General features: G+C 38.5%; 27 protein-coding genes and 1 pseudogene. 4 read left to right on the forward strand and 24 right to left on the reverse strand.

The annotated features are described in order from the left end of the window. Window positions 1-29 precede the first annotated feature (29 nt). From phnX to HLV59_RS11465, 7 genes are all read right to left on the reverse strand, one after another. Window positions 30-845, reverse strand: a complete 816-nt coding sequence (gene phnX / locus HLV59_RS11435) for a phosphonoacetaldehyde hydrolase (protein ID WP_061875951.1) — start codon at window positions 843-845, stop codon at window positions 30-32. Between the two features lie 36 nt (window positions 846-881). Beyond that, complete coding sequence (gene phnW / locus HLV59_RS11440) at window positions 882-2,069, reverse strand: 2-aminoethylphosphonate--pyruvate transaminase (protein ID WP_082183822.1); 1,188 nt, start codon at window positions 2,067-2,069, stop codon at window positions 882-884. A gap of 26 nt (window positions 2,070-2,095) precedes the next feature. After that, a complete protein-coding gene (locus HLV59_RS11445) occupies window positions 2,096-3,250 on the reverse strand; it encodes a TIGR03364 family FAD-dependent oxidoreductase (protein ID WP_171429986.1) in 1,155 nt (384 codons plus the stop codon). A gap of 101 nt (window positions 3,251-3,351) precedes the next feature. Next, window positions 3,352-5,061 carry a putative 2-aminoethylphosphonate ABC transporter permease subunit gene (locus HLV59_RS11450; RefSeq protein ID WP_171429987.1) on the reverse strand — a complete coding sequence of 570 codons (1,710 nt, stop codon included), beginning with the start codon at window positions 5,059-5,061 and terminating at the stop codon, window positions 3,352-3,354. After that, window positions 5,055-6,257, reverse strand: a complete 1,203-nt coding sequence (locus HLV59_RS11455) for an ABC transporter ATP-binding protein (protein ID WP_171429988.1) — start codon at window positions 6,255-6,257, stop codon at window positions 5,055-5,057. The genes HLV59_RS11450 and HLV59_RS11455 overlap by 7 nt, the downstream gene beginning before the upstream one ends. Window positions 6,258-6,279: 22 nt before the next feature. Continuing rightward, window positions 6,280-7,317 (reverse strand): putative 2-aminoethylphosphonate ABC transporter substrate-binding protein, encoded by a 1,038-nt coding sequence (locus HLV59_RS11460; RefSeq protein ID WP_171429989.1) that lies wholly within the window; start codon window positions 7,315-7,317, stop codon window positions 6,280-6,282. Window positions 7,318-7,408: 91 nt separating this feature from the next. Next, window positions 7,409-8,131, reverse strand: a complete 723-nt coding sequence (locus HLV59_RS11465; RefSeq protein WP_171429990.1) for a UTRA domain-containing protein — start codon at window positions 8,129-8,131, stop codon at window positions 7,409-7,411. Between the two features lie 1,249 nt (window positions 8,132-9,380). On the opposite strand from HLV59_RS11465, the gene alr reads away from it, so the two are divergent. Continuing rightward, on the forward strand, window positions 9,381-10,673 hold the full coding sequence (gene alr, locus HLV59_RS11470; protein WP_171429991.1) for an alanine racemase: 1,293 nt from the start codon (window positions 9,381-9,383) through the stop codon (window positions 10,671-10,673). 145 nt (window positions 10,674-10,818) lie between these two features. Here the strand turns inward: alr and pobA are convergent, their stop codons facing one another. Then, the gene (gene pobA / locus HLV59_RS11475) at window positions 10,819-12,033 is read right to left on the reverse strand and encodes a 4-hydroxybenzoate 3-monooxygenase (RefSeq protein WP_171429992.1); all 1,215 of its coding nucleotides are present in this window, start codon (window positions 12,031-12,033) and stop codon (window positions 10,819-10,821) included. A 141-nt stretch (window positions 12,034-12,174) separates the two neighbouring features. Here pobA and pobR point away from each other — a divergent pair, with 141 nt between their 5' ends. Continuing rightward, window positions 12,175-12,990, forward strand: a complete 816-nt coding sequence (pobR, locus tag HLV59_RS11480) for an IclR family transcriptional regulator PobR (protein ID WP_032052984.1) — start codon at window positions 12,175-12,177, stop codon at window positions 12,988-12,990. Window positions 12,991-13,051: 61 nt separating this feature from the next. Here the strand turns inward: pobR and HLV59_RS11485 are convergent, their stop codons facing one another. From HLV59_RS11485 to HLV59_RS11530, 10 genes are all read right to left on the reverse strand, one after another. After that, window positions 13,052-13,435, reverse strand: coding sequence for a carboxymuconolactone decarboxylase family protein (locus HLV59_RS11485; protein ID WP_000064100.1), 384 nt, complete (start codon window positions 13,433-13,435; stop codon window positions 13,052-13,054). Then, on the reverse strand, window positions 13,432-14,889 hold the full coding sequence (locus HLV59_RS11490) for an NAD-dependent succinate-semialdehyde dehydrogenase (protein WP_171429993.1): 1,458 nt from the start codon (window positions 14,887-14,889) through the stop codon (window positions 13,432-13,434). Before HLV59_RS11490 ends, HLV59_RS11485 begins: the two co-directional genes overlap by 4 nt. A 138-nt stretch (window positions 14,890-15,027) precedes the next feature. Further along, window positions 15,028-16,197 carry a hypothetical protein gene (locus HLV59_RS11495; protein ID WP_171429994.1) on the reverse strand — a complete coding sequence of 390 codons (1,170 nt, stop codon included), beginning with the start codon at window positions 16,195-16,197 and terminating at the stop codon, window positions 15,028-15,030. Between the two features lie 25 nt (window positions 16,198-16,222). After that, window positions 16,223-17,629, reverse strand: a complete 1,407-nt coding sequence (locus tag HLV59_RS11500) for a purine-cytosine permease family protein (RefSeq protein WP_000081163.1) — start codon at window positions 17,627-17,629, stop codon at window positions 16,223-16,225. Window positions 17,630-17,667: 38 nt separating this feature from the next. After that, entirely contained in the window at window positions 17,668-17,811 is a 144-nt protein-coding gene (locus HLV59_RS11505; protein ID WP_075382724.1) for a hypothetical protein, read from the reverse strand. A 122-nt stretch (window positions 17,812-17,933) separates the two neighbouring features. Beyond that, entirely contained in the window at window positions 17,934-19,403 is a 1,470-nt protein-coding gene (gene tgnC, locus HLV59_RS11510; RefSeq protein ID WP_171429995.1) for a (Z)-2-((N-methylformamido)methylene)-5-hydroxybutyrolactone dehydrogenase, read from the reverse strand. An 11-nt stretch (window positions 19,404-19,414) separates the two neighbouring features. Next, window positions 19,415-20,452 (reverse strand): flavin-dependent trigonelline monooxygenase oxygenase component, encoded by a 1,038-nt coding sequence (gene tgnB / locus HLV59_RS11515; protein ID WP_171429996.1) that lies wholly within the window; start codon window positions 20,450-20,452, stop codon window positions 19,415-19,417. A 2-nt stretch (window positions 20,453-20,454) separates the two neighbouring features. Continuing rightward, window positions 20,455-21,387: a flavin-dependent trigonelline monooxygenase reductase component gene (tgnA, locus tag HLV59_RS11520; protein WP_031947971.1), complete on the reverse strand. Its 933-nt coding sequence runs from the start codon at window positions 21,385-21,387 to the stop codon at window positions 20,455-20,457. Window positions 21,388-21,417: 30 nt separating this feature from the next. Beyond that, entirely contained in the window at window positions 21,418-22,209 is a 792-nt protein-coding gene (locus tag HLV59_RS11525; protein ID WP_016141415.1) for an alpha/beta fold hydrolase, read from the reverse strand. Next, the gene (locus HLV59_RS11530) at window positions 22,178-22,780 is read right to left on the reverse strand and encodes an amino acid synthesis family protein (protein WP_000420415.1); all 603 of its coding nucleotides are present in this window, start codon (window positions 22,778-22,780) and stop codon (window positions 22,178-22,180) included. Before HLV59_RS11530 ends, HLV59_RS11525 begins: the two co-directional genes overlap by 32 nt. Before the next feature lie 152 nt (window positions 22,781-22,932). Between HLV59_RS11530 and HLV59_RS11535 the strand changes: the two genes are divergently transcribed. Then, window positions 22,933-23,595 (forward strand): GntR family transcriptional regulator, encoded by a 663-nt coding sequence (locus tag HLV59_RS11535; RefSeq protein WP_061874539.1) that lies wholly within the window; start codon window positions 22,933-22,935, stop codon window positions 23,593-23,595. A 62-nt stretch (window positions 23,596-23,657) separates the two neighbouring features. After that, window positions 23,658-23,942 carry a DUF1330 domain-containing protein gene (locus tag HLV59_RS11540; RefSeq protein WP_057106099.1) on the forward strand — a complete coding sequence of 95 codons (285 nt, stop codon included), beginning with the start codon at window positions 23,658-23,660 and terminating at the stop codon, window positions 23,940-23,942. Between the two features lie 66 nt (window positions 23,943-24,008). Here the strand turns inward: HLV59_RS11540 and HLV59_RS11545 are convergent, their stop codons facing one another. The 6 genes and pseudogenes from HLV59_RS11545 to HLV59_RS11570 form a co-directional block, all read right to left on the reverse strand. Beyond that, window positions 24,009-24,653, reverse strand: a complete 645-nt coding sequence (locus HLV59_RS11545) for a glutathione S-transferase family protein (protein WP_171429997.1) — start codon at window positions 24,651-24,653, stop codon at window positions 24,009-24,011. 85 nt (window positions 24,654-24,738) lie between these two features. Then, window positions 24,739-24,936, reverse strand: coding sequence for a hypothetical protein (locus HLV59_RS11550; RefSeq protein ID WP_171430619.1), 198 nt, complete (start codon window positions 24,934-24,936; stop codon window positions 24,739-24,741). 147 nt (window positions 24,937-25,083) lie between these two features. After that, window positions 25,084-25,543, reverse strand: a pseudogene (locus HLV59_RS11555) (hypothetical protein). A gap of 104 nt (window positions 25,544-25,647) precedes the next feature. Then, window positions 25,648-25,794 (reverse strand): hypothetical protein, encoded by a 147-nt coding sequence (locus HLV59_RS11560; RefSeq protein WP_000076368.1) that lies wholly within the window; start codon window positions 25,792-25,794, stop codon window positions 25,648-25,650. A 218-nt stretch (window positions 25,795-26,012) separates the two neighbouring features. Continuing rightward, window positions 26,013-26,222: a cold-shock protein gene (locus HLV59_RS11565; protein WP_000072127.1), complete on the reverse strand. Its 210-nt coding sequence runs from the start codon at window positions 26,220-26,222 to the stop codon at window positions 26,013-26,015. Between the two features lie 232 nt (window positions 26,223-26,454). Further along, the gene (locus HLV59_RS11570; RefSeq protein ID WP_171429998.1) at window positions 26,455-26,775 is read right to left on the reverse strand and encodes a hypothetical protein; all 321 of its coding nucleotides are present in this window, start codon (window positions 26,773-26,775) and stop codon (window positions 26,455-26,457) included. Window positions 26,776-26,807 lie beyond the last annotated feature (32 nt).

The following is a 26,807-nucleotide window of genomic DNA, read 5'->3' on the forward strand; positions in this document are numbered from 1 at the left end:
GCTTAAAAATATATTGATCTAAACTATATTTAAGGTCGTTCACCCTGTCCTAAACGGCGTTCAATATCATCTAAAACATTTGGCAAGTCTGCGACACTATCAATCACATAGTGAGCACCTGACGCATTCATTTTTCGATAGGCCTTATCTTTTAACACAATCTGTTCATCAGCCGATAATGCACTCCACTCTTCATAACTTAAACCGACCTCATTGCCGCTAATCGCAAGTCCTACGGTCCAGCATCCCGCATTTAAACCTTCATCAATACCCACCACGGTATCATCCACTTTTACAACAGTTTTGATGTCTGATACATCAAGTTGAATTAAGTTTTTCCATAACATTTCAGGATACGGACGACCAAATTTCACGTCACTGGCAGTAACAATACAGTCCGGTCGATAGCCCTGATCGGCAGCATCTTTAACCAATCGCCCAATCATCATTGATGCATAGCCTGTGTTACTGCCAATTTTTGCACCGCGACCTTTAATATTTTCAAAAGTCGCCAATGCACCCGGAATTAAAGCAGAACATGTTGGAATCGATTTTAATTGGTAAGGAATAAAGTCTTTATATAAACGGTCAATATCTGCCTCTGTTGCAGGCTGCCCATATACCTCCTGCCATTCTGCTGCTACGCGCGGCATTTTTAAAACGGCAGCAATATGGTCACGTTTTTCCAAACCCATTGGCGCACGAGCTTCTTCAACCGTAATTTCAACTTTATTGTCTTTAAATAAAGCCATAAAAGCCAAGATGGGTGCGCGTGAGCCAAAGTCTACAGTTGTTCCAGCCCAGTCAAAAACAACAGCCTGAATTTGTGTATTGTTCGTCTTCATGATGTATTACCTTCAATGCTAATGATTTAATAAAAATTATGCTGGTACAACTTGGTTTAAGTGGCTTTCGCAGTAACTCGCAATTGCAGCAAGAAGCCCTTCAATGTCATGAACATAAACTTCGCCAATATTGCCAATACGGAAACAGTTAAGATCGGTGACTTTGCCCGGATAAATCACGTAGCCTGATTTTTTCAAGGTTTCGTAAAAGGTCTGAAAGCTAAATGTTTCATCTGTCGGGTAAAGGAATGTCGTGATAATTGGTGATTGAGGTGCTTGATTGCCTAATACCAATTCAAAACCAAGCTGTTGCATACCTTGAGATAAGGTTTGTTGGTTTTGTAAATAACGTTGATAACGTGCAGCTACTCCACCCTCTGCCTCAAGCTCAAGCAAGGCTTGATAAAATGCACGTACTACATGGGTTGGCGAGGTAAAGCGCCATTTACCGTTATGCTGCTCCATTGTGTTCCACTGGTCATATAAATCGAGGCTGACCGAACGTGCCAAACCTTTACACGCTTCTAGGCAATCACGTTTCGCCAAAATAAAACCAAAGCCCGGCACACCTTGAATACATTTATTCGCGCTTGAAATTAGAAAATCAATTTCAAGCTCCGCGATATCCATTGGCACACCGCCAAATGAACTCATCGCATCTACAATCCAGATTTTCCCTGCCGATTTAACTAACCGACCAATGTCTTGAATCGGATTTAAAATTCCTGTGGTGGTTTCACAGTGCACACAAGCAACGTGGCTAATGGTTTGATCTTGTAAAACGCGCTCAATCTCTTGTAAATCTAGTGTTTGAGTTTCTAAATAGTTTAGCTCTATCACTTCAATCTTTAAGCAACGGGCCATTTGCACCATACGTGCACCATAAGCGCCATTATTGATAATCAAGATTTTGCCATCACGTGGAATAGCCGAACCCAGCACAGACTCCACCGCAAAACTTCCACTGCCTTGCATTAACACAGCCGTATATTTTTCCGGTTGACTGGTTGCTAAGTTGACCAGTCGAGAGCGGATATCTTGTACAAGCGAATTATATTCTTGGTCCCAAGTACACCAGTCTTTTTGCATGGCACGGCGGACCGTTGCAGAAGTTGATAATGGACCTGGTGTCAAAAGCAGATATTTGTTTTCTAAATCCATATCGAGTTGTGGTTGCATGTTCATAAGATTACTCGTTTCGTTCACGTTAATTTCAATATACACCAATCTGGTTTAAACCAGATTGCAAGCTAGTAAATATTTTGTTCTAATATTTCTTTCATAAATCCAGCCCCTGTGGTCATGCCTTTGCCAGCAATCGCACTCACCAGAAAAATGTTCTTTTCAGCTTCAGTGACACAGGCCAGCTCATGTTCATGGGTGAGGTAATAACCATTCCAACGCTTTTGAATCGGAGGTAAGGTCAGCCCTAATTTTTCATGGCAGTAGGCTTGAATAAATTGATTAATGTCTTCACGTTGCTCAAATTGAGGCGCTTCATCAAGCGGATGGTATTCGTGACTATCGCCTACGATGAGTTCACCAAATTCGTTTTGTTTAATTAGAATATGAATCCCAAATTCTTTAACAAATCCTTGTTGTGACGCTTTAACCAGCTCTGCATGACTAGGACAAATTTCAAAGGCTGGATAGCGCGAAATCGACAAACCTGAATAAAGAGAAGCATTTAATTTTTGTTGAAATGGTTGAGTCAGCGCCATTTGTAAGCCACAACGTTTCAAGTTCAAACTTTGCAGCAACTCTGGATATAAAACATCAATCACTTCACCGTGACAGATCAAAACTTTATTTGCCCGATAAGTCTCGCCATTTGCCAGATGAACTTGACACTTTTCCTGCTGGTATTTGGTTTGTACTACACAAGCATTGGTATAAATCTCTACACCTTTACTTTGTGCATATGCCAACAGTCGCTGTCCAATCACATGCGGTTCGACCGAATAATCTTCTTCAAAAACCAAACCGCCTTGAAACTGCTGCTCGGGGTTTAAATAGGAAAATTGGGTGACAAGTTCCTCATGGCTAAGCAAATGAACCGGAATCTGGTACTTGCCTGCACGCTCGGCAAACTCATTTAAAACCTGCCATTCAAGTGCCGTATTGGCGAGATAAATACCTTGTCTTTGAGCAAATGAAATATCAGTTTCAGCTTGAATACGCTGATAAAAAGAACGCGTTTCAAGGGCATACTTTCGCCACAATTGCTCAGGGTGCGTTAATGTCGATGTTCCGACCATGCCAAAATTACGGCGAGTTGCCCCCACTGGTTGAGCATTTTTCTCGAAGATACAAACTTTTAAGCCTTGTTCCTGCGCTTGTATGGCAGCGGACAAACCTAAAATACCGGCTCCGACAACAATTAAATCAAACTGTACATGATTCATAAGACTTCCAATTTGCGAAATTTAGGATGAACAAACCCTTGCCTTGTTGAACAAAGCATTTCGTTTCAGTCGGTTAAATAAAAATTGTGTTTAGCTAAAACTTAATGAGAGCTTTCACGCCATTGTTGACTTCTTGCCATGATTTTTCGGGTAAACAACCAATGAATGAGTTTTACAACACATGAGGTCGTCAAAATTAAAATACTCATCGCAACAGCAGCTACCGTGTCCCCTGCATCATCCATATTTAACACAGCAACCGCAGCTAAACTGGTATCTGGTGAATAAAGGAAAATCGCAGCGGATACGGTGGTCATGGCATTCACAAAAACATAGACCGATACATCGCATAGTGCTGGGAAACACATAGGCAAATACACTTTCCAAAGGGTTTTCCACTTCGATGTACCTAGCGTTTCTGCTGCCTGATCGAGCTGTAGCGGAATCTGTTTAATGGCATTGGTTAACGTGAGATGTGGCACAGTGTAGTAATGCATGATGGTAGAAATCACCAAAATGGTCATAGTTCCATACAGCACATTTAAAGGATTACTTTGTTGGTTAAAAAACAAAATATAAGCAATACCTAGAACCAGCCCAGGCACCGCAAGAGGTAATAGAACCACAGCTTGTACATAATTTTTAATAAGTGGATGCGCTTTAAAACGTTCAGTTAATAGCGCCACCATAAAAATAAGTGCTGTACCAAAAACCGTACTAAAGAGTGCCATGCGAACCGAGTTAAAGTACGCGGACCAGCCACCACCATCGACATATTCAAAACTGTAATGTTCTAGGGTCAAAGACAAATCGTATGGCCAAGACTGGATAAATGACGCCAGCACCGCCGTAAAGATAATCAGTAAAATCGCACCTGAAACCACGCCACAAAATAAGCTCAGAACGACTTCAAGTTTTTTATTCGACGCTGAAATATAAGGTTTAGCTTGAAAAGCTTGAAAACGCGCATGCCGCTTGCTTTGTATACGATCGAAAATGAATACAAAAACTGCTGGTAGCAATAATAAGATGGAAATGACTGCCCCCATGCTCATATTTTGCTGACCAATAATCTGCTTATAGACATCAAGCGCCATCATGTTAAATGAACCGCCAATGACTTTTGGAATCCCAAAATCTGTTAGTACATAAATAAAAGCCACCAGACTTGCACTGATTAAACCATAACGAATTGCAGGTAAAGTTACATGATAATGCGTCTTCCAGATATTTTTACCGAGCGACAAAGATGCTTCAATTAAACGCTGATCGACACTTCTAAAAGAGACCATCATCAGCATTAAAATGGCTGGAAATAGCCAAAAGCAATAACTGATTAAAATACCGATTGGGCCATAAATCTGTACATCACCTAATAAAGGCTTGAATACACCTTGCTTGCCAAACAAATAAACCAATGCCAACGAAGGCAAAAGTGACGGTGCCAAAATCGGTAAAAAAGCCACCAATTTAAAGAAGCCTTTGCCTTTAATATTGACATTGGTCAGTGCAAACGCATAGATGCTGGCAAGAAACACTGTAATGACAGTAGCAGTACAAGCTATCCAAACAGAGTTAAATACAGAACTGAGTAAAGCTGGACTGCCAAAATAATTATAAAAGTTCTCAAGACCGACAAAGTTTTGGTTTTCATCAAAAAATGCGGTTTCAAACAGCATCATTAAAGGTGCAATAATCGCTAAAGTTAAAGCAATTGCAACAACAAACAAAGCAATGTTCGATCTTAATGAATATTCAGTTTTTCGACGCGGCTGTGTTTTTAAAACCGCTGAAGCAGTTTCATTTAACATAGTGCGTACCCTTGTTCGTCAAAGACATGAATGAGCTGATTAGGCACTTTTATAAACATAAGTTCTTGCAAAGATTTGAAATTGGTATTTTCAATTTCAATTTGCAAAAGGTGTTTTGCCTGCTCAATTCCATCAATATGAATGGCGCAAAACAAACGGCGTTTTGCACCTAAAAATTCAGTGCTTAATACTTTAATTGGCAGATACAGCGATTCTTTATCACTACCGAAATCATCTACCAACTCGACTACTTCGGGTCTAAAACCCATACTGTAGTTTTGCCCAGTTTTTAGCTTTTGCTGTTCTAGATTTAGAGGGATAAAACCTAAAACATCGAGCTGATTCGGTACTGCACAATTAGCTTTTAAAAAATTCATGGTGCCAATAAACTTGGCAACGAATTGGGTTTGTGGCTTGTAGTAGATATTGTGCGGCGTATCGATTTGCTCAATCACGCCATGATTCATCACCACAACACGGTCAGAAATGCTTAAGGCTTCTTCTTGATCGTGTGTCACCATAATGGTTGGCAAATTAAGCTGCGATTGAATTGAGCGAATCTTTTGTCTTAGGTTCAAACGCACTTGTGCATCAAGTGCAGATAAGGGTTCATCTAGCAACAAAATATCCGGATTCAGTGCAATTGCCCGAGCGAGCGCAACACGTTGCTGCTGCCCACCCGACAATTGATTTGGATATTTTTTAGCAATATCGGGTAACTCAATCAGCTCTAATAACTGCTGAACTCTTTGACTACGCTGAGCTTTATCCCACTTTTTTTTGTCTAAACCGAAAGCGATATTCTCTTCGACATTTAAATTTGGAAATAACGCATAGTTCTGAAAAACAATACCGCAGTGTCGTTTTTCAGCACTCAGCAAAGTTATATCTGTTCCCTTTTTTATAACCTTTCCATAATCAGGTTTTTCTAGACCCGCAATTATGCGTAGCAAAGTGGTTTTACCGCACCCTGAAGGCCCCAAAAAGCTGACGAACTCACCAGCTTTCAGGTCTAAATTAATATGCGTGAGGGCCTGAAAGTGTTGAAACTTTTTTTGAATATCCACCACCTCTAAAACCGAGGGGCCATGTTCAGGATATTTATAGGTCGTTAATGTCGACAATAAATGCCCTGCCAACTCGCCCTTTGGGTTTTGACCTAGCAGCGATGATTGCAATGACGAAGGTATTTGCATAATGAGGCCCTTATTCAAAAGATCACTTTTCAAAACGCTTTGACCATTCAGCCAAAATACGTTCACGCTGTTCGGCCGCCCAATAAAAATCATTTTTTACAAGCAGTTTAGGAAGGTTTTTCGGGAAACTCATAGTGGTATTCTCAATGCCTTTATAAGCGACCATTGAAAAGTTATGTGCATAAGCTTCATTTGCCGCTTTGCTTACCGACCAATTTATAAATTTTTGTGCGCTACTTAATTTCTTGGTTCCTTTCACAATTGCTGAGGCTTCCATTTCCCAACCTAACCCTTCATTTGGATAAACCACTTCTAAAGGTGCACCTTCTGCTTTTAATTTAAATGCTGGATAACCGAAAGAAACACCAATTGGAATTTCGCCTTGTGCGGCCATTTTGCAAGGTTTTGAACCAGAGTGAGGATATTGCGAAATGTTTTTATCTAAAGCCTGCATATAATCCCACGCCTGCTTTTCACCCCAGATCTGCATCCAAGCAGTCACATCTAAATACCCAGTGCCACTCGAAGCCGGATTTGGCATCACAATCAGGTTTTTATAAATTGGGTTGGTTAAATCTTTCCAGGTTTTTGGAATTGGTAACTTACGCTTTTCTAATTCGACTTTATTTACACAGATTGCAGATTCCCATGCGTCCATACCCGTCCAAGTTGGTACAGGTTTTTTACTTACAAATTCGGGTTTTAGATTTTCAACGCCTTCTGGTTTAAAAGGCTCAAGCATGTCTTTCTTTTCCATGACCAGCAAACTGGTTAAAGCCACACCAAAAACCACATCCGCTTGTGGATTTTTTTGCTCTGCCAAAAGTTTCGCGGTAATCACACCTGTTGAATCACGTACCCATTTTACTTTGAGTTCAGGATAGGCTTTGTGTAATTCTTCTTGGTATTGTTTAAGCTGGTCGGCTTCTACTGCCGTATAGACGGTAATTTCTTCTGATTTTTTTGATGTTGCCGATGAACATCCTATTTGAAAAGCGACCACTACACCTAAAACTGATGCAGTGCCAAGTTTAATTGACTGTTGAACATACTGTTTCATCTGCAAACCATCGAATGCAATTATTTGATGATCGTATTTCAACAGGTTTATATGACAGTTTGATTAATCTGGTTTAAACCAGATTTTATTTTTATGCTCGTGCTTCGAAATGTAAATCTAAGACATCGTGTAGCCAATATTCTTGGTCAACATCGGTAATTACGCCCTTTTCATTTCTGTTACTACGGCAAATATATAAACCGAGCGCGCCAACATTGACATGAAGCGCTTTGGCCTGTTGTTCCGATAGAGCTGTTGGATAGAGGTTAATGTCAGCTCTAGTGATATGGCAGTTATATTGATTTGCCATCAGTAAAGTAATGGATTGCTTGAGATCATGAGCTAAAAACTCAGGAAAAAGTTCGGCATTCACACGTAAATGTTCAACCAACACAGGTCGCCCATTAATACAACGACGTCGCCACACTGAATAAATCGAATGCCCTTTTTCAACTTTTAAATGCTTGGCATCCCAAGAAGTGGCTTGTGTAAGTTCACTGGAAATCACTTCTGTAGAAGGTTCATAGCCTTGTTCAATCACAAACTGATTAAAGTTTTTTGTCGATTGCGGGTGATAAATAATACGAGGAGAACGAACATACCAACCACGGCGGTCTAATCGATAAATCAAACCATCAGTTTCCAAAGCCAACAAAGCTTCACGTGCAGCCACTCGCGTAGTTTGGAATTGTTCAGAAAGTACTCTTTCCGATGGGAGTTTTGCGTGGGCTTCTAATACGCCAGATTCAATATCATGGGCAATCGCATCGCGAATAGGAATATATTTAGGTATGCGTGCTTGGTCCTGTTCCATACAAACTTAGAATTTATAAATAAAGAAATTAATAGCAATATACTGAAAAAATGTGACAAAAGCTTTTATTAATGCTGATCTTTTAAGCAAAATGCGTCCTATTCCCCGCTTTTTTTCCAATTAATTTTTTCATAAAAAATCGTGTTTGTATGCTCATAATCGCTTCGGAAAACTTTCCTTGGCTCAATTGCTCGTCAAGAAAAATCGGCATGACATAGCCCTTAAATCATATTTAGTTAGACAATTTTTTAAGATAAAAATTTATATTTCTGTACGTACTCTTAAACAGGAGTTAAGGGTCGATACTAATACTCAATATACGTCTTGCTATATTACTACCTTGTAAAACTAGAATAACATGGTTAAGAAAAAACCAAACCTTGCTGAGCAATTAAAAAAAACACCCATCATCTTATCTTTATAAAGTCTTAATGCAGAATCATTCACTTAATAAAAACTAAAATATTAATAAAATTATTTATCTTCAAAACAAACAAAAAATTTTAATCTAACCAAAATCTCAAACAACAAATCCAATTAAAAAAACAATATAAGACAAACTAGTCTATTTATTACTCAAAACCTACAACCACCCCTCAAGGTTAAATATCACCCAATTATTCACTCAATCTAATTAATATTTTATTTATAAAATTTAAATTAATTTATTAAAAAACTATTAAATGTGATATTAGATGCTTAAAAATTGACTCAACATAATCCAAAATTTCCAAGCACCTCCAACAAACACACAATAAGATAATGAAAAATATAACAATTTCAAAAATAACCCCTTCTGTTGAATAAAATTATGGATATTTATTCCTATATATTTTTCTATTTTACCAAATGATAAAAAATATAATTCATTATATTTATAAAATAAAAAAATCTTTCGCAATAATAAAGTTAATTATTTACCAAATGTTATATTTTAAAAAATTTAATTAAAAACATCGCAAATAAATAGATTAAAAAAATAACACTCAAAAAATATAATAAATTTTCTGCTTGTTTTTTTAATGAAGGTGTATTTAGATTTAATTAAGATTAATTGAAATCACATTTGCATTTTTCAATTTAGTCTAAGCAAAATTAAATTTTACTTAATAGCGACTATAATATTTTAAGGAGAAAGTATTATTGCGACTAAATCGTGCGACATTTTAAATCAATTATATTTCTGTACTTAACCATAAAAATCCACCCAGCGTTAAATTATATTCAGCCAGGAAAGATTAAAAAACTCATGAAACTTAAAACAAAATTTTCTCATCTCGCTTATAGCTGTGCATTAATATTATTCGGTTCGGTGCAATTTGCTCATGCAGCTCCCTTACTCACTCCCCATGTTACAAATGAAGTAAGTCCTGCACCTACAGCAAATGCATGGATAGAAATTGATACTCAAGCTTTTGAAGATAATATTAAAAAGACAAATCAGTTACTTAATGGCAAAACACAACTTTGTATAGTCATGAAAGCTAACGCATACGGCCATAGTATTGATCTACTTATGCCAAGTGTTATGAAGTTAAACGTATCTTGTATTGGCATTACCAGTAATGCTGAAGCGGCTATGGTACGTAAGCATGGCTATAAAGGCAAAATTACACGTTTACGTACAGCCACAGATAGTGAAATTATCAACGCACAGGCGTTAAATATTGAAGAGCTTTTGGGTAATTATGACCAAGCTGCCCGTATCTCTAAATGGGCAGAAGCGAATAATACAACTGTTCATTACAGCTTGGCTTTAAATTCAGGCGGCATGGATCGTAATGGTCTTGAAATGTTGTCAGAACAAGGTAAAGAACAAGCTGTCGCGATCACCAAACTGCCCCATCTTAAAATTGATGGCATTATGACCCACTATGCCGTAGAGGATGAAAAATTTGTTCGTGAGCGTCTGGCGCAATTTAATGAACAAACTGCATGGTTGATTAAAAAAGCCAAACTCAATCGTAAAGAATTAACATTACATACAGCGAATTCATTTGCTACCGTAAACGTTCCTGAATCACATTTAGATATGGTCCGTGCAGGTGCAATTATATATGGGGATTTTCCTAATCACCCTGAATTTAAAGGTATGATGGCATTTAAAACACAAATTGCCGCAGTTAATAATTACCTTAAAGATTCAACTGTAGGTTATGACCAGACCTATACATTGAAACGTGACTCTAAACTCGCAAACCTCCCTGTAGGTTATTCGGATGGCTACCGTCGTAGTTTTAGTAATAAAGCTTTTGTATTAATAAATGGACAAAAAGCACCAATAGTTGGTCGAGTATCAATGAATACTGTTATGGTTGATGTAACAGATATTCCAGAGGCGAAAGCAGGCGATGAAGTCGTTTTATTTGGTCATCAAGGCAATGCTGAAGTTAAAACGAGTGATTTGACCAGTCTTACAGGCCATATTTTGACAGAAGCCTATATTCCGTGGAGTAACTCTAATCCACAAGTGATTAAACCCCTTCAACCTCAGCAACAAGTGATATTAACCAATAAAAAAGTTACGGCAACCGCCAACTAAACTTTAGGTTGATTGATAAGTAGCCCTATATTTTAAAAAGTATTAGGGCTACTTTTAACTGAATGGCATCTTTGACCTAGCAATTGCCATCCAGTTTTTATATAAAAAAGAGCACTTTCATGCCCTTTTTATTTTTATTAAGCCTTTAGCTCGCATGCTTAAAACTATCAATTTGCTTAATCTCATAAGGCAAACCAACATAGTTTTCAGCCAATGTGGTTTTACCCGCAATTGAACCAAGCACATAACTTAACTCTGCTTGTTTAATCTTATGATCAAACTCGCTTTCAGTTTCAAAGCGATGCAATAAATGAGTCATCCACCAAGAAAAACGCTCAGCTTTCCATACTCGTTGTAGGCATTTTTCAGAGTATTCATTTATACCTTGCTCTGAACCCTCAACATAATATTCAACAAGCGCACTTGATAAATAAGCAATATCAGAAGCCGCGAGGTTTAGGCCTTTTGCTCCTGTTGGTGGAACAATATGCGCAGCATCACCTGCTAAAAATAGTTTTCCAAAACGCATGGGTTCTGTCACAAAGCTGCGTAATGGCGCGATACTTTTTTCAATAGAAGGCCCCGTCACTAGCTTTTCACGGCTTTCAGGATCTAGGCGATTTTTTAACTCATCCCAAAACTTTTCATCCGACCAATCTTCGACATGATCTGTTAAAGGAACTTGTAAATAATAACGGCTACGTGTTTCTGAACGCATACTACATAAAGCAAATCCACGTTCTGACTGTACATAAATGAGTTCATCGGCTACAGGTGGAACGTCTGCCAACACCCCTAACCAGCCAAACGGATAAACTTTTTCAAAAGTTTTAATTTTATCTTCTGGCACGCTGGCACGGCAGACACCATGGTAGCCATCACAACCAGCAATAAAGTCACACTGAATTTGAAAGGCTTTACCTTGGTACTCAAACTCAACTTTGGGTGCATTGTAGAAATCTTTCACTTGTACATTTTGAGCTTCATAAAATGAAGTAAGCTGCTCTGCTTCACGGGCAGTCATTAAATCTTTGGTGACTTCGGTCTGACCATATACGGTCACTTGTTTTCCACCCGTGAGAGCGGCCAAATCAACCCGATGCAATTCACCATTGGTTAAGATTTCAATGCCCGAATGCGGTAATCCTTTTTCTTTTAAATTTTGGTCAACGCCAGCTTGTTTCAGTAAGTCGACCGAAACTTGCTCTAAAATTCCTGCACGAATCCGTGAAGCCACATATTCAGCACTACGTTGCTCAACAATAATATGATCGATGCCAGCTTTATATAGAAGTTGCCCAAGCAATAACCCTGCTGGTCCAGAACCAATAATTGCAACCTGTGTCTTTAAAATATCCATAACTTCATCCTTGTTTCATCCTGACTTTTAAATTACTGGCTTTAAGTTTTATGCACTATGTATCCAAGACGAAAATAACCGTTTATCATTTAGTTTGTCCGAATAGCGGACAGAAACAACCAAAATAACAGGAATGAAAGGATGCCTTCTCTCGATGCTTTTTTAGAGCACCCAAACTCGCATGAGAAAATTCGTCAAGAAGACTACATTGCAGGATTAGCAAAAGGCTTAGCTTTACTGGAAGCTTTTGGAACAGATCGGCAACGGCTCAATGTCACTCAAGTGGCCGAGCGAACCGGTATTAGCCGAACAGCGGCAAGGCGTTATCTAAAAACTTTAAAATACTTAGGCTATTTAGAAACAGATGAACATTACTTTTGGCTCACTCATCGCGTGCTACGCTTTTCGAGTTCTTATTTGAGCTCTGCTCACCTGCCTAAAGTTGCTCAATCATTTTTAAATCTTTTGTGTGCCCAGACATCTCTGACTTTTTCGATTGTGGTGTTAGACGATAACGAAGTGGTGCCGATTGCCCGTAGTTATTTACCACAGCAAGATAATTTGCGTGTAAGCCCTTATGGTATGCATTTAGGCAACCGACTGCCTGCCCATGCCACTTCCACAGGTAAAGTATTGCTGGCAGCACTATCCGAAGAAGCCCAACATACGTGGGTAAAAAATTACGGTTTAAAACGCTTAACCCCTTTTACTATTGTGGATGAGTCAAAGTTTTTTGAAGTGCTTAAGGGGATTTCGTTATCGGATTATTGTCTTTCCAAAGAAGAACATGAGCTTGGCGTGATTGCGATTGCAGTTCCTGTTTTTAACGCCCAAGGTCAAGCCATTGCGGCGCTTAACTGCATGTCTCAAACCAACCGCGTACAAGAAGATTATTTAGTTCAACAAATTTTGCCCTTGCTGCGTAATACGGCAAATGAACTTAGAAATGTGATTTAAATTATATAAATAAGGCCTCGTCCACTTGAACAAGGCCTCTTTTAATATTCAAACCGAAAGTTTATTGCTCAGATTCAAACTCTTTAATTGCTTCTTTAGCAATACGAAAGCTATCTACAGCTGCAGGTACGCCACAGTAAATGGCTACTTGTAACAGCACTTCACGAATTTTCTCTTTAGGTACGCCATTTCGAAGTGCACCTTTAACATGTAGTTTTAACTCATGCGGACGATTTAAAGCTGAAATCATTGCCAAATTAATTAAACTACGCTCAGGCTTACTTAATTCTTCACGCCCCCAAACAGCTCCCCAGCAATATTCAGTGACTAACTCTTGAAGAGGAAGATTAAACTCATCGGCATTGTTGATTGAATTATTTACATATTCTTCACCAAGAACTTGTTTACGGATTGCTAAACCCTTTTCAAATTTTTCATTACTCATATATTCAAGCCTCCAAACAAGGTGTATTTAATTTCTAGATAATCTTCAATACCGTATTTAGAACCTTCACGCCCCAAACCAGACTGTTTAATTCCACCAAAAGGCGCAACTTCATTTGAAATAAGACCTTTATTAATTCCAACCATGCCATATTCGAGCTGTTCACTCATTCGCCAAGCACGACCTAAATCTTTGGTATAACAATATGCAGCTAAACTGAATTCAGTTGCGTTTGCCATTTCTACCGCTTGTTGCTCGGTTTCAAATTTAAATACGGCTGCCAGTGGGCCAAATGTTTCTTGAGTTGCAACGTCCATATCAGCGGTAACATCTGCAATCAGTGTCGGTTCAAAAAATAATTCACCCGCTATATGCTTTTTACCACCAATCACAAGACGACCATTTTTATCTAAGGCATCTTGAATATGTGCTTCAACTTTTTTCAGCGCATTGGCATTAATTAATGGTCCAATGTCATGCCCTGCTTCTAATCCATTACCAATATTAAAGTTTTGAATTTTTTGGCTCAGGGCATCAATAAATTTTTCATAAATGCCTGCCTGCACCAAAAATCGATTGACGCACACACAGGTTTGCCCCGCATTTCTAAATTTGGCAATAAGTGCTCCCTCAATTGCTGCATCTAAATCGGCATCATCAAATACAATAAACGGCGCATTGCCACCCAACTCTAAGGAAACTTTTTTTAAAGTTTTTGCTGAACGCTCAAGCAGCATTTTGCCGACGGGTGTTGAACCGGTAAAAGTAAATTTGCGTACGACATCACTTTCAAAAATTGCATCGCCAATATGAACTGCATCGCCTGTAATCACACTAAAAATTTCAGCAGGCACGCCAGCTTGTACAGCTAAGTCAACTAAAGCCAAAGCAGTAAAAGGCGTTTCAGGTGCTGGTTTTACAATACAAGGACAACCTGCCGCCAAGGCTGGAGCCACTTTGCGCGTAATCATGGCAGCGGGGAAATTCCATGGCGTAATGGCTGCAACGACACCAATAGGCTGTTTATTTACAACAATACGAGCATCGGGATATGGGCTTGGAATAATATCGCCATAAACTCGTTTTGCTTCTTCGGCAAACCATTCAATAAAACTTGCAGCATATAAAATTTCACCTTTGGCTTCGGCTAAAGGCTTTCCTTGCTCACTTGTTAAAATAAAAGCCAAGTCATCTGCATTTGAAATAATTAAATCGAACCATTTTTTTAAAATAATTGATCGATCTTTTGCTGTTTTATTTTTCCATAACGGCCAAGCTTCTTTGGCAGCTTCAATGGCACGCTCGGCTTCAGCCTTGCCCATATTTGGGACAGTACCAATCACTTCTAATGTCGCCGGATTTAAAATTTCGGATGTTTGTTGATGGTCTGCATCGCACCACTTTCCAGCAACAAAAGCTTGCTGACGAAATAAAGCGAGTTCATTAAGCTGCATGATCATTATCCTGTTGAGATCTTCTGCATTGATAGTTGAGCGATATATAAATTAAATTGCTCACCATCAACTTTGTATTATGGCATACCAAAAATTAATTTAAAAAAATTTTCGGTATGCCCGAATGCTTAAGTGTCTTTAGAAATAATAAAACAGCGTTAAGTTAAGCAACTTATTCCACTGGTTATCATCCCCTTTTGCCAATGAATCTTGAGTTCCCCCAATGAATGGGTCATTTTTACTCATGATGTATTCAGCCACCAAAGATAGCTGTTTATGGTCAATAGACACACCAATAATATTACGGACCGAATCTTTCATATTGTCCTGATCTTTGTCGTACTGACTGTACATAAAGTACGGCGTAATGTTTCCGATCTGCTTAACATTTTTGAAAGAGTAGCCCACGTCTGCGGTATAGAAGGTTCCTTTGTTCGCGACATAATATTCAGTGTCGTAAGAACCCATGAGTGACTGATTAGGATTAAGCTGATCCTGATTAGTTACATCATTTTTACCGCCTGTAAGGGTCACATTAAAATTGCCATAATTGGCTTTACCAAAAAGTGCCCATGCATGACGGCGGCCATCACTCGAAGCGGCTTTATTTTCAATATCCGATGTCCAATATGAACCACCGAGCTGTGTGGTTAAACCATTAATTCCAAGATTTACATCTTGAGTCACTCGGCCCACCCACATGTTCTTTTCTTGCAAATCGGTTTTATTCGGATCGTCTGAACTCACGTAGTTTGCTGTATAGCGACCTGAATCTTGGGTAGAACCTGTGTAGTTTCCACCATCTACCGCAAAATACCCCACATCAAATTTGGTTGCTGTTGGTAATTCAAAGTGATAGTTCAAACCAAGATTATGAACATCTTCTAAACCTGCGGTTGTGCTCATACTTCCATATAGGCTATTGCCCCAGAAACGTCCCGGCCCAAATGGAATCGGCTGAACACCTGCCACCACCTGATCTGTTTTATTTAATTTGTATCCTACATAACCATCAACCAATGTAGAAAAATCACATAGACGGTCATATTGATAACAACGATATTCTGCATGGCCAAATAGCGGTCCACGCTCGTAGTCCAGTTTTAACTGCGCAGCATCAAAACGAATTTTTTGATCAGAAGCAGACTCTCCATAGTGTTTATCTTGATAGTTAGCGCGAACATAGCCTGATACGGTAAGCTTACCGTATTCACCATCAGTATCTCCAAAACTTACACCTGCATAACTTGGATAAATTACGGCCATCAATGCTGTGCTCAGAGCCGCTTGTAAATAGCTTTTTTTCATTGTGGGATTCCTTTCACTACAATGCTTATTGAGGTAATTTTGCGTTTAATGCGGGTGCTGAACATTTAATCTTTCCTAGATTAAAGACGTAATACACCACCAGACTCACCACCAATCCAATGACCCAAGAAATATCCGCATCTGGAATTACATCGGCCAATGCACCTGTGAAAAACGCATTTTTTAAGAATGGAATTTGTACCGCGATCCCAATGAAATAAGCTGTAAGCGCTTTTGCATTAAATTTGCCGTAAATACCACCATCACGTGCAAAGATAGACTGAATGTCATAAGACTTTTTATTCACGACATAGAAATCTAGTAAATTAATAGACACCCATGGCACCAAAATAAATAACAAGGCAAAAATCACATTCAAGAAGAAACTAATAAAGTTACTTGATGCCCAAAGTGCCGTTAAAGTCGCTAGAACTAACACAATGATTGATAACACGACTCGGATATTTCGGCTTGGCATCCACTGCCCTGCAAAAGTCTGAATAGAGGTAATACAAGACAGAACCGCACCGTATAGATTCATGGCATTATGACCAATGATATTGCATAGGAACAAAATCATAAGAACATAACCGAACAGCCCAGTACCCGACTTTACCGCTTCCATGGCATCTGTGGTTGAGCCAATACTGACCGCAATCGTACCAAATGCCATCGCAAAAATAGTTCCTAACGATGCGCCTAAATAGGTAAAGATAAATGGCTTATAAATACCAATCGATTTCGGTAAATATCGTGAGTAGTCTGAGGTATAAGGCGAGAAACTAATTTGCCATACAGCGCACAACCCAAACATGGCAAACCAGCCTTTCATATTGAAAGAGCCTTTAGCGAGTACATCTGCATTAATATGCGGCACCATAATCATGAGGCCGATGAGCAACGAACCACCCATAAACCAAGTTCCAATTTTATTGAACTTATGGATAAAGTGGTAACCAATCACGCCAATTGTGGTTGCTGCAATTGCGCCAATCACGGTCGCGGTTGGCACTGGAATGGCAGGAACAACGGTATGAAGAGTTTTGCCTGACAAAATAATGTTAGAGATGAAAAAACCTAAATAAATGAGGGTGGTAAACAGCACAACCAGCAATGCCCCATAACGCCCAAACTGTGCGCGGCTCTGAATCATTTGAGGAATGCCGACCTGCGGACCTTGTGCAGAGGTTAAAGCTAAAATCGCCGCACCAAAAAAATGTCCACAGCAGATCGCAAGCAATGCACTTACGATATTGAGGTTAAAGGTTAAAATTGACATTGCACCCGTAATCACGGCAAGCGGTGCAATATTGGTACAAAACCATAATGTGAATAGATCGCGAACTTTCCCATTACGTTCAGAGGGAGCTACATAATCAATAGAATGACTTTCGATAGCGAAAGCATTATTGCTATTTTCGTTTTGGCTCATATCCTTAATCTCTCTTTGAGGAATTCATTTCCTCAACATCAAAAAATCTGCCCAGCCAAAGTCATTTCAATATGACTCGGCTTCATCTTTTTATTTCCTTTTACAAACAGCTCATTTCTCTGTTTGTGTTGTTTTAGCCAAGAAAAAGGTAAAGCCAGTCCGATCAATACTTGATTAAGCATCGATACATCTAGTTTTACGTTTTCAACTATTTAAAGCTTTAGGCGATTACTGGGTTTGACTGATTCATTTTTTCATCCTTGAAATTAAAATCCCGTTATATTTTCATACCTCAAGTCATGACTTATCTCATGACAAATGGGTCATCAATTGGCTCATCTGAGGTACGTAACCAAACTGTTTTGGTGGCGGTGTAATCTAAAACCGCATTTGCGCCACCTTCTCGCCCATGTCCCGAAAGTCCATGTCCACCAAAAGGCGCAAGTGGAGAAACAGCGCGGTAAGTGTTCAACCAAACAATTCCCGACCCAATGACTTTGGTCATACGGTGCGCACGGCTTAAATTGGTGGTGAAAACGCCTGCCGCCAGCCCATAAGGCGTGCTATTGGCTTTTTGCACAGCTTCCGCTTCATCTTTGAAACTATCTACCGATAAAACAGGACCAAATAGTTCTGTGGTAATGCAATCTGCTTGAGGTGCATCGGTGCAATCTAAAATGGTCGGTGGATAGTAATACCCTGCTCGCTCAAGGCTTTTACCGCCAGTAAGAAGTTTTGCACCTTGCTGGATTGAACTTGCAACGACTTGCTCGATTTTTTGGCGTTGGCGTAAGGTACAAAGTGGTCCAAACTCGGTTGCCATTTCATGGGGTAAACCAATTTTTATGATTTGTACACGCTCAACCAAACGCTGAACAAATTCATCTTTAATGCTTTCTTCAACCAGTAAGCGTGAACCTGCCACACAACTTTGCCCAGTAGCAGCAAAAATAGCAGCGACCTGAGCATTTACCGCACTTTGAATATCTGCATCAGCAAATACAATAAATGGTGATTTGCCACCTAATTCGAGTGAAACTTTTGCAAGATTTTCAGCCGAATTACGCACAATGTGCCTTGCTGTTTCTGGACCACCTGTAAACGCGACATGAGCAACATCAGGATGACTACTCAGCACGGCGCCACATTCAGGTCCGAAACCGGTAATTACATTGACCACTCCAGCCGGAAAACCCGCTTCATGGACCAATTTAGCAAAAGCCAACAATGGCCCAGGACCATCTTCAGAGGCTTTGAGCACAACTGTACAACCTGCCGCTAAAGCTGGCCCCACCTTCACTGCCGATAAAAATAACTGACTGTTCCAAGGAACGATTGCAGCAACCACACCTACTGGTTCACGAACAATCCACGCTTGCATGTCTGCCTTATCAATCGGTAAAAAACTACCCTCTAATTTGTCGGCAATACCTGCATAGTAGCGATAATATTCAGCGACATAGGCAATCTGGCTCGATGTTTCACGAATAATTTTGCCCGTGTCACTGGTTTCAATTTGAGCCAATTGCGGTGCAGCTTTTTCAATTAAATCAGCCAGTTTATAGAGCAATTTACCGCGCTGTGAAGCAGTTAAACCTGCCCAAGCCGGTGCTTTTAACGCACTTGATGCCGCCTGAACTGCTCGGTTGACTTCATCGGTTCGAGCTTCCGGCATATGTGCCCAGACTTCACCCGTTGCAGGATTAATACTTTCAAAAGTCGCTGCACCAGATTCAAACTGACCATTAATATAAAGCTGAAAATCTGCTGTCATGATATTCGCCTCTATGCAAATGCCGGCATAACTTCATTGATCATACGTTCTAATGAGGCTTTTTTACGTTCAAAGCTCATGCCCGTATCAATCCAGAAAGAATATTCGTTATAGCCCATCGCTTCATAAGCTTTTAAGCGGTCAATGACTTCTTGGGCCTGTCCAATCACATTATTTTTACGCATCGCTTCTGGTGTATAAAAAGGATGTGCAGCAATTTCTTCAGGACTTAAAGGCGCGATTAAACCTTGATTAATTTCACGCTCATTTTTAAACCAAGCGCCGAAATAGTTATAGAAGGTATTGATCTCATCCGCTGCCAGTTGCGCATCTTCTTCACTATCTGCCACATAGGTATGGCGGAGCAACATAATTTCAGGGCGCTGAATTTCATTGAACTTTTCACAAGCTGCATTGAAATGCTCCATGAGTTTTTCAACTTCTTCGTCACCTAAATGCAAAGGCGTTACCTGTACATTACAGCCATTTTGCACAGCAAATTCATGGCTATTTGGATCACGGGCTGCAACCCAAATTGGTGGGTGCGGTTGTTGAAGCGGTTGAGGTGCTGAGGTGGTTTTTGGAAACTGCCAAAATTCACCGTTATGCTCATAATCGCCTTTCCAAAGGTTTTTAATTGCGGGAATCATTTCACGTAAACGCTGACCTGCACTCCATGCATCCATACCCGGAACCATACGTTCATATTCAAACGAATAGGCACCGCGAGCAATACCAATATCTAAACGGCCATTGGTAATAATGTCGGTCATTGCAGCTTCGCCTGCAAGTTTAATCGGGTGCCAGAATGGGGCTACCACCGTGCCAGTACCTAGACGAACATTTTTAGTTTTATTCGCTAAATCGACCAGATTTAAAAAAGGGTTTGGCGCAATAGTAAAGTTCATAGCATGGTGTTCACCTGTCCAAACCGCATGCATACCACCACGATCTGCAATCTGACAAAGCTCAACCATTTCATCATAAAGCTGTTTCTGAGTTTGCTGATCAGAAACACGTTCCATATGCACAAATAATGAAAAACGCATGATTAAACTTCCTCTTTAACGATTTGACGAACTGTACCTGTTGTCTGATTTCCGTAATAAACACCATACGTTTTCAGATGGTTTTCTTTGCGATAGCGCATCAACATACTTTCTAAAGCGCCGTCTACAAACTCTAGCTTTTCAAGATCATTTAAATCGACAAACTGACCTTTGGTCGCTTGAGCTACGGGTGTGTTGCATAAAAATGAAATATATTGCTGCTGGTTTTCAACGTTTTCATATACAGAGTAAATGAAGTTGGCAGAAGCATCTGGCTGATATTCTGCAAAGATTTTCTCAAGCGCTTTATCGGCACCGTCTTTATCTACCATCACATGTGGAATAGTCCATTTATGATCGGCAGTTTCTTCAAGCAAAATGGTATTTTCATGACCAATAATCGCACTCATCACCACTTTAGGACCAGAGATGACCTCAGCAGAAAGTTTGGCCGGAGTGAAATATCCACCACGATAATAACCAAGACCTGCAAAACCTGTCGAAGCAAAATCTTCAACTTTACCAATTAAAATGGCATGGTCACCTGCATCGACAACCTGATAAGTTGTACAGTCAAACCATGCACTGACATGATCGATCAGTGGGTTTTGGCAAGCACTTTTTGACCATGAAAGATTTGCAAAACGGTCTTCGCTTGGACGAGCAAAGGTATTCGAAACATCCTTTTGCTCTTCTGCCAAAATATTAATTGCAAAATGAGTGGTATTTGCAAAGTTATGATAATTGCTTGATGTCTTGGCAATACTCACTAGAAGTAAAGCTGGGTCCAAAGACACCGAAGCAAAAGAGTTCGCTGTAAAGCCAAGTGGCGTTCCATCTTCTTTACAGGTTGTGACCACGGTAACGCCCGTCATAAATGACCCGAAAGCATCGCGTAGTTCACGTATTTTATTAATTGTATCCATTTCACTCATTGTTATATTCCTTCAGCAATGTGTGGCAATTTAAACGCTGGTTTCCAACCACGCTTGCATTGCATTATTCACTTTGTCAGGTGCAGTTAAGTTCACCATGTGACGTTCATTTTCAATGACAATTGCAGTACCATGCTTTGCCTGATTCGCCATTTGCACAGCCATTTCTGCAGTTGAGTTCGGATCATCCGTTCCGGTCAACACCAAAGCAGGACAAGTAATCTTTGACCAGTCATCTGCATAGGTTTCATCGCCTTGCGCAAAAGCAGAATATGCAGTGGTATAACCAGACAAGTCGACATTTTCGAGCCATGATTTCACTTTGGCTGCCGCTATACGCTCGACTTCACTTTCGCCAAACCAGCGCTGTAGCGGAGTCTCAACATCAATACGGCCTGTTTTTAACTCTTCAGCTCTTTGGATCACGGCATTACGTGCTTGTGTTGTACGTTTATATACACCATTGAGCACCGCCATCCGTTTAACTAAATCAGGACGGGTAACACTAACTCCTGTAGTAATTAGCGAGCCCATTGAATGTCCCGCTAAATTTACAGGCCCTAAATTTAAGGCTGTAATAAATTCGATGGTCCATTCAACAAAATCTTGTAATTTTGCGTCTGACGGTAATTTGGTGCTTTGACCATGGCCCGGCATATCTACTGAAATTACATGATAATGTTTAGAAAAATATTCAATTTGTGGATACCATGCCGCAGCTTGCATTCCCACTCCATGGATCAGAACCAGAGGCTCTCCTTCGCCTTGCTCAAAATAGTGAGCAATACGGTTATTTGACAGCTGCAGGGTTTTTGACATCATGACCTAACTCTTCCAAATCTTTATAACGATCACCAATACGATGATGTGGTCGACCACCTGTTGCTGCACCAATCACAACAACCAGCTCATCGGCAGCAGGCGCATCTGGAATTGCAAATTGCAATGTTAAGTAATGAGAACGACGGCCTTCGTCATTTTTATCCATCATTGGAATTAAAATCGGCGCGTTTGCTGGGCCACGGGTATTGTTAAATGCTAAATAAGATTTCGCACCAACAGCACTACGGTAAGTATTACCAAAATGTAAGGTATGAATTAAAGCTGAAGCATGCTCAAGTTCACCGTTTAAGCCCACCACTGCACTTTTACCAAAAGCTTCAACAGCTTCGCCCGAACCGACTTCATCAAGAATAAGCTTGGTTAAATGTTCGCTTAAGATCGGCGCAATGCGGCGGATTTCCGGTGTTAGGTTTTCTACATAACCTTGCCCTGCCCACGGATTTTTAATCACCGCTGCGGCTGCCACCATTTTTAAAGGCTTTGCTGCTTCTTTGCCGCCATCTACATAAGTGGTTTCTACATGAAGCACTGTTTTACGTATGAGTTCCATTGCTATTCCTTGCAAGTAAATTATCTTGTCATTCGTATTATGGTATACCATAATACATACTGAAAAAAAAGCAAGAGTTTGCTATGCTAATTTTTATTGAAAAACATGTGATGAAACTCAACATGTTAAAAAACAGGAAAATTTAATTATTTATGAATCTTAAAATTGAAAACCCGCCCGTAACATTACGAGAGCTGTGTTTAGATAAAGTGCGCAATGCCATTATTACGGGCTATTTCCCTTCAGGAAAAAGACTGGTTGAAAGAACGTTATGTGAAGAACTCGGCGTGAGCCGTTCTGTGGTTCGCGAAGTGATTCGTTATTTAGAAGCAGAAGGTTTAGTTGAGATTTTGCCAAATAAAGGCCCTATTGTTTCGCTACTTAACTGGGACATCGCTTCACAGATCTATGAAATTCGTCTTTTGTTAGAGCAAAGTGCTGTGGTTGACTGCACTAAAAACCTCGATGAAAAAACTGCTGAAAAATTAAAGCTTCTATTAGAAGATCTTAAAGCTGCTTTTGCTGCCGATGACATCAATCTGATTATTGCGACCTCAACCCAGCTTTATCAAACCATCTTTGCTACCGCAAAGCACCATATTGCTTGGGAAGTGGTGCAACGTTTAAACGGTCGAATTAGCCGTCTTCGTGCCATGACCATGAAATCGACAAAACGTGAAATTTCAGGTTATCAACGTATTAAAAATATGTGTGAAGCCATCTATCTTCACAAAGACCCTGAAAAGGCAAAACAAGCGGTTGCTGAACATATTGCTGAAGCTGCGGCTGTCGCAAAAAATATTTTAGATGCGTGAAATCGCAAATTTTAGGAAAAGGTAAATAGACCTTTATTTAATAAATTATAGGGAAATACGATATGTCTGCTTACTGGATTGCTCATGTCACTATTCATGATATGGAACAATATAAACAATATATGGCCACTGCTCCGCAAGCTTTTCAAAAGTACGGTGCCAAGTTTCTTGCCCGTGGCGGTGCCTCACAAGTTTTAGAGGGGCAAGAGTTTGAACGTCACGTGGTCATTGAGTTTCCAGATATGGAAACCGCACGTGAATGTTATTTTTCACCTGAATATCAGCTTGCCAAAAGTAAACGTCAAGGCTGCTGTGATGTTATGGTGAGTTTTGTTGAAGGGATCTAAATTGCTGAATTGATTTCTCTACTTGAGAAATCAATTCTTTTTTAATTGCTTAAAGACATTTCGTTTTTAGGCATTGGTTTGGTGATGAAGATTTTGTTCTATAGACATAGCTTTTTGCCAGCTTTCTAAGCTTTCTAGACTTTTTACATATTGTTCAATATTGAGATATTTTGAGCGAATATTTAATGAATTAATTAGACCATAGACTACGAAACCAATCATAAAATCTGCACCCGTTAAGCTATTGCCTACTAAGAATTTTTTGCCTACTAATTGTTGATCTAAATACGAAAATACTTTATCCAACTCAGCATGCGCATATCGGCCCAAGAACTTTAATTGAGTGCCATTTTTTAACTCAATCGAATTAAAAATATTTAATAAATATGGAACCATAGCCGAACTTTCTGAAAAATGAATCCATTGTAAATAATCAAGATAACTGTCTGAATCTTTCGCGGGCATAAGTTGTGGAGCAAACTTTTCAATCAAAATTTCTACAATTGCACCTGATTCTGCAATTACTTTTCCATTGAGCTCAATCACAGGTGATTTGCCTAAAGGATGAATGTTTTTTAATTCTTGAGGTGCAAGATTTGTAGTTTTATCTCGGAAATAACTTTTTAATTCATAGGGTTGATTAATTTCTTCAAGTAACCACAGAATGCGAAATGAGCGTGAAGCATTTAAATGATGAAGAATAATAGACATTAATTTTCTCTTTTAAACTAGGAGGACAACAAAGTAAGACCTCACTATATAGATTAGTAGACGACCGGTCTAATATTTTTTGTTATCAGTACAGCAAACGACTATATATTGGATCTTCCTCAACAAAAAACACTTCCCCCGATGAGGGTAAGACCCATTGATAAGTTCCTTCTATTTTCTGCATTTTTTCTTTAAAAATATTATATATGGCTACAAGAACATGTTTTTCATCATATTCTCCTATATAGCCAAGTTCCTTTTCTTCGTGAAAATCTCTAAACATTTTGTGCATTTTTACTGGTTTAAGTTCCATATCCTTTCTCTTTTTTATTATCACTCTAATTATTATGATCCTTTTTTTATTTTAAATATTAAAAAAATGTACCAAAATATATCTTATAGCAATATCAATTAAATAGTTATTAGGAATTTAATATTTATCAAACCTAAACTTTTCCATATCATAAGGGATATCTAGCTTCACGCTCCATTTGCTTGTTTTTTCATTTATTATAATTGCATCAACCTCAAAAGCATCCTTATCACTAAAACCTTTTATTTTAAAAAATTAACAAAACTTGAGGCATTTATTTTATTAAGATATCCAACTCTTAAAGTATCTATATAGACAGCGATTTTATCTGTTTCTTTTTCGAGACATATTACAGCATTTTTAAAAACCTTAGTTCTACCACCATTTTGATTACCGACTAAAGTTATCAGTTCTTCTTGGTATAAAGTTACAATAATTTCATGTTCAAAAAAGTTTTTATTCTCTGTAAATATTTTACCAGCTATTTTAGGGTACTTTCGGGAAGTTCCAGACTAACTTTAGAAAAAACTTTAAATAAAATATAAGCCAAAACAAAGAAAATAAAAATTATTATAATAAAGACATATTCAAAATATTCCTCTTAATTTTATAAACTGGCAAAAAGAATAGTTATTCTTTCTACCAATCCATCATTTAAAAAAAAATAAATTTATTATATTATTATTTTTTCTCTTCTTTCTCATTTTGATTTACTTTTTCTACATCATTCTGATCAGGAGTTTTTGGCTCAAACTCTTTACCATCTTGCTGTTGCTGTTGTTGCTCTTTTGATTTGTCTTGATCGCTTTGAACTTGGTCTTGAGACATTAGAGTCTCTCCTATTTAATGGTGTGCAGATGATTATCTAACACTTAGTTAACATAGTCCTTTTAACTGTATATAGATACAACGCAAGTGTATCTGAATGTGATAGTGTTATTTATTATCATAATAATGCGTATTTTTTAATTTATTTAAAATTATCTTGGTGATTAATATACTAAAAATAAAAAAAGCACCTAAGGTGCTTTTTTTATTTTTAAATATTATTGAGCAATAATATTAGTAGCTGTAGGTCCTTTTTGGCCTTGAGCTATATTAAAAGTAACACGTTGACCTTCATATAAGGTTTTAAAACCAGAACTACTGATTTCTTTGAAATGTGCAAAAACATCTGGGCCTGTATCTTGTTGAATAAAACCAAAACCTTTAGTTTCATTAAACCACTTCACTGTACCAATTGCTGTATTAGACATAATATATCCTTTGATTTTTAATAATATAAAGCCATATTTCATGACTCATTAAACTTTGAAAAAATAATAACAAATTGAGCTTAAGATCTTAAAAAACGGAGGATTATGAATAAAACTACGATACTAAAAGAGGATTTACTAATAAGTCTTTTTTTCTAGTTAATTCGAGTATACGCTAAATAAATATTTATACAACAAATTTAAAAATATTTATTTATTATCACCTCGTAATTTAAAAATAATAATACTTAGATACAGAAATACTTTTTATAAAACCTGCTAACCAAAGAATAAATTCATGTTCATTCTCAAAATTAGGAAGAAGGCTTAAATCTATTTTCACCACACGCTCTTTCATGGGCTGATTTAAGCAATTTTCAAAATCAATAACACTATATTTTAACTGCAAATTATTTGTAGCAGCTTCCTTTTTAATTTCAACCAACAATCTATTGAGACAATCCACTAAATTCTTAGAAGTCTGATTTTTAAGATGAATATTATGATAAACACTTTCAGCCACATCAAAATATTTATTCATTTCAGTATCCATATTTTTCTCATTTTCTAAGCAATTTGATTGAG

Source organism: Acinetobacter lactucae (genome assembly GCF_013122135.1).
Lineage (GTDB): Bacteria > Pseudomonadota > Gammaproteobacteria > Pseudomonadales > Moraxellaceae > Acinetobacter > Acinetobacter lactucae.